This window comes from Martelella sp., from assembly GCF_984369615.1.
Window position 1 is genome coordinate 1 of the sequence record NZ_CFHTCS010000469.1, and the last position, 2,847, is coordinate 2,847.

At 64.5% G+C, this 2,847-nt stretch carries 4 protein-coding genes; all 4 read right to left on the reverse strand.

The window, feature by feature from the left end; all coding sequences use genetic code 11:
* Positions 1 to 598, reverse strand: a 598-nt coding sequence (locus tag AC5DC2_RS22330) for a 2-keto-4-pentenoate hydratase (protein WP_491700076.1), incomplete at its 3' end; no start/stop codon positions are given.
* Complete coding sequence (gene dmpG / locus AC5DC2_RS22335) at positions 595 to 1,614, reverse strand: 4-hydroxy-2-oxovalerate aldolase (protein WP_491700077.1); 1,020 nt, start codon at positions 1,612 to 1,614, stop codon at positions 595 to 597. The genes AC5DC2_RS22330 and dmpG, both read right to left, overlap by 4 nt.
* A gap of 1 nt (position 1,615) precedes the next feature.
* Positions 1,616 to 2,560: an acetaldehyde dehydrogenase (acetylating) gene (locus AC5DC2_RS22340; RefSeq protein WP_491700078.1), complete on the reverse strand. Its 945-nt coding sequence runs from the start codon at positions 2,558 to 2,560 to the stop codon at positions 1,616 to 1,618.
* A gap of 4 nt (positions 2,561 to 2,564) precedes the next feature.
* On the reverse strand, positions 2,565 to 2,847 hold a 283-nt coding region (locus tag AC5DC2_RS22345), incomplete at its 5' end, for a fumarylacetoacetate hydrolase family protein (RefSeq protein ID WP_491700079.1).

The window sequence follows — 2,847 nt, forward strand, 5'->3', positions numbered from 1 at the left end:
GGACCGGGTGGCCGAGGATCGCGGCCGACGAGCCGATCTCGCGCGGTTCGCCGTTGATCGAGAGAACCATGCCGAGATTGGCGATATCGGTTGAAGCGTCCGACCACTGGCCGATGACGAAACCGGAGGAGGACGAATTGTCGGCGATCACATCGCCGATATCGAACTTGAAAGCCTTGTAGCGGCTGTCGATGATCTCCAGCGCCGGCGCGACCGCGGCGACCGCCTCCATTGCCTCAAGCGCCGAGACCTTTCCCGAAAGTGGCTTCTTCATCAAAAAGGCGATCTCCGGCTCGACGCGCGGATGCACGTATTTCGAAAGCGATACGGTTCCGCCTTCCTCCTCCCGCATGGCGTCGGTGAGGCGCCCCCAGATCACGTCGGAGACGCCGACCTGGACCATCTTCGCACGTGAGGTCAGTCCCATCTTGATGCCGACGCGCTTCTCGCCGCGCGCATAGCGCCGCTGCAGCGACAGCGCCTGGGCGGCATAGGCCTCGTCCATCGAAAGCGCCGCCTTATCGGAAAACTGGGGGATTTCCGTCGCCGTCATCGCTGCCCGGTCGACAATCTCCGCAATTGCGCTGATATCGGTCATATCGCCAGCTCCTTTTCCTTGATCATGTCGAGGGCGACATCGACGATCATGTCCTCCTGGCCGCCGACCATGCCGCGCCGGCCGACCTCGACGAGAATGTCGCGCGTATCAAGCCCGTAGGCTTCAGCCGCCCGCTCCGCGTGGCGCAGGAAGGATGAATAGACGCCGCCATAGCCAAGTGTCATGGTTTCACGGTCGACCCGCACCGGCCGGTCCTGCAGCGGTCGCACCAGTTCCTCGGCCGCATCCTGCAGCTTGAAGAGATCGCAGCCATGTTCGAAGCCATAGAGATTGGCAACGGCGATGAAGGCCTCGATCGGCGTGTTGCCGGCGCCGGCGCCCATGCCGGCAAGCGAGGCGTCGACGCGGGTCGCGCCATGCTCGACGGCTACGACCGAATTGGCGACCGACAGCGACAGGTTCTCGTGCATATGCGCGCCGCGCTGGGTTTCGGGCTTCAGAACGGCGTTGTAGGCCTCGAAACGGGCGGCGACGTCCTTCATGGTGAGCCTGCCGCCGGAATCGGTGACATAGACGCAGTCCGCGCCGTAGCTTTCCATCAGCTTCGCCTGTTCGGCGAGCTTTTCCGGCGTGTTCATGTGGCTCATCATCAAAAAGCCGGAGACGTCCATGCCCATTTCCTTCGCGGCCGCGATGTGCTGGGCGGAGACGTCGGCCTCGGTGCAGTGGGTGGCGACGCGCACGGAGGCGACGCCCATGTCGCGGGCGCGCTTCAGGTCGTGGATCGTGCCGATGCCGGGCAGAAGCAGCGTCGTGAGCTTCGCCTTCTTCACCACCTTGGCGGCCTCGCAGATCCAGGCTTCATCGGTGCATTTGCCGAAACCGTAATTGAAGGTCGAACCCGTCAGCCCGTCGCCATGGGCGACCTCGATGGCATCGACGCCGGCCTCGTCGAGCGCCTCGGCAATGGCGCGGACATGGCCGAGATCATACTGGTGGCGCACGGCGTGCATGCCGTCGCGCAGCGTGACGTCCTGTATGTAGAGCTTGGTCATCTCAGGCGGCCTTTGCGATCCAGTTGCGTTTTTCGGCGAGGCGTTCGGCGGTCTTGAGCGCCGCCGAGGTCATGATGTCGAGATTGCCGGCATAGGCGGGCAGGTAGTGGGCGGCGCCCTCCACCTCGAGAAACACCGTGACCTTGAGGCCGGTGAAATCGCCGCCCATTTCCGGAATATGCAGCGGCGCGTTGGAGCCGATATGCTCGAACTGGACAGCCTGCTTCAGCCGGTAGCCGGGCACATAGGCGCGCACCTCTTCCACCATGTCGTGGATCGATTTGCGGATCGCCTCCTGGTCGGCCTCGTCGCAGAGGCAGTAGACGGTATCGCGCATCATGATCGGCGGTTCGGCCGGGTTGAGGATGATGATCGCCTTTCCGCGTTCCGCGCCCCCGACCTTCTCGATCGCCGCTGCCGTCGTCTCGGTGAACTCGTCGATATTGGCGCGCGTTCCGGGACCGGCCGAGCGTGAGGAGATCGAGGCGACGATCTCGCCGTAGCGCACGGGGCTCACCCGGTTGACGGCGGCAACGATCGGGATCGTCGCCTGGCCGCCGCAGGTCACCATGTTGACGTTCGGTTCCGCGAGATTGGCGTCGAGATTGACGACCGGGATCGTGTAGGGGCCGATCGCCGCCGGGGTCAGATCGACCACCTGCTTGCCGTCGCGCTGCAGGACCTCGTTATGACGCTTGTGGGCGCCGGCGGAGGTTGCGTCGAAGACGATGCGGATGTCGCCGTAGCAGTCGAGCTTCGTCAGCCCGTCAATGCCCTCATGCGTGGTCGCGACGCCGAGGCGCGCGGCGCGCGCCAGCCCGTCGGAATTCGGGTCGATACCGACCATGGCGGCCATTTCCAGCGTCTTCGACTTGCGCATCACCTTGATCATCAGATCGGTTCCGATATTGCCGGAGCCGATAATGGCGCATTTGATCTTTTCCATCGTCTCAATCCTTCGAAAATGCGGCGCGAACGGTGCCGAGCCCGTTGATGCGGGCTTCAAACACATCGCCTGGAGCGGCCGGAGCCATCGGCCCCAGCGCGCCGGAGAGAATGACGTCGCCGGGTCCGAGCGCGCGGCCGGCCTTCGCCATGGTGCGCGCCAGCCACAGTGCGGCGTTGAGCGGCGAGCCCATGCAGGCAGCGCCCGCGCCGACGGAGACCGGCTGGTTGTTCCTGAACATCACCATGCCGCACATGCGCTGGTCGAAATCGCCGACGCGTTTCGGG

What these genes read in the sequence shown, in the direction of transcription:
- dmpG (WP_491700077.1), bottom strand. Translation starts at nt 1,614, where the DNA reads ATGACCAAGCTCTACATACAGGACGTCACGCTGCGCGACGGCATGCAC.
- AC5DC2_RS22340 (WP_491700078.1), bottom strand. Translation starts at nt 2,560, where the DNA reads ATGGAAAAGATCAAATGCGCCATTATCGGCTCCGGCAATATCGGAACC.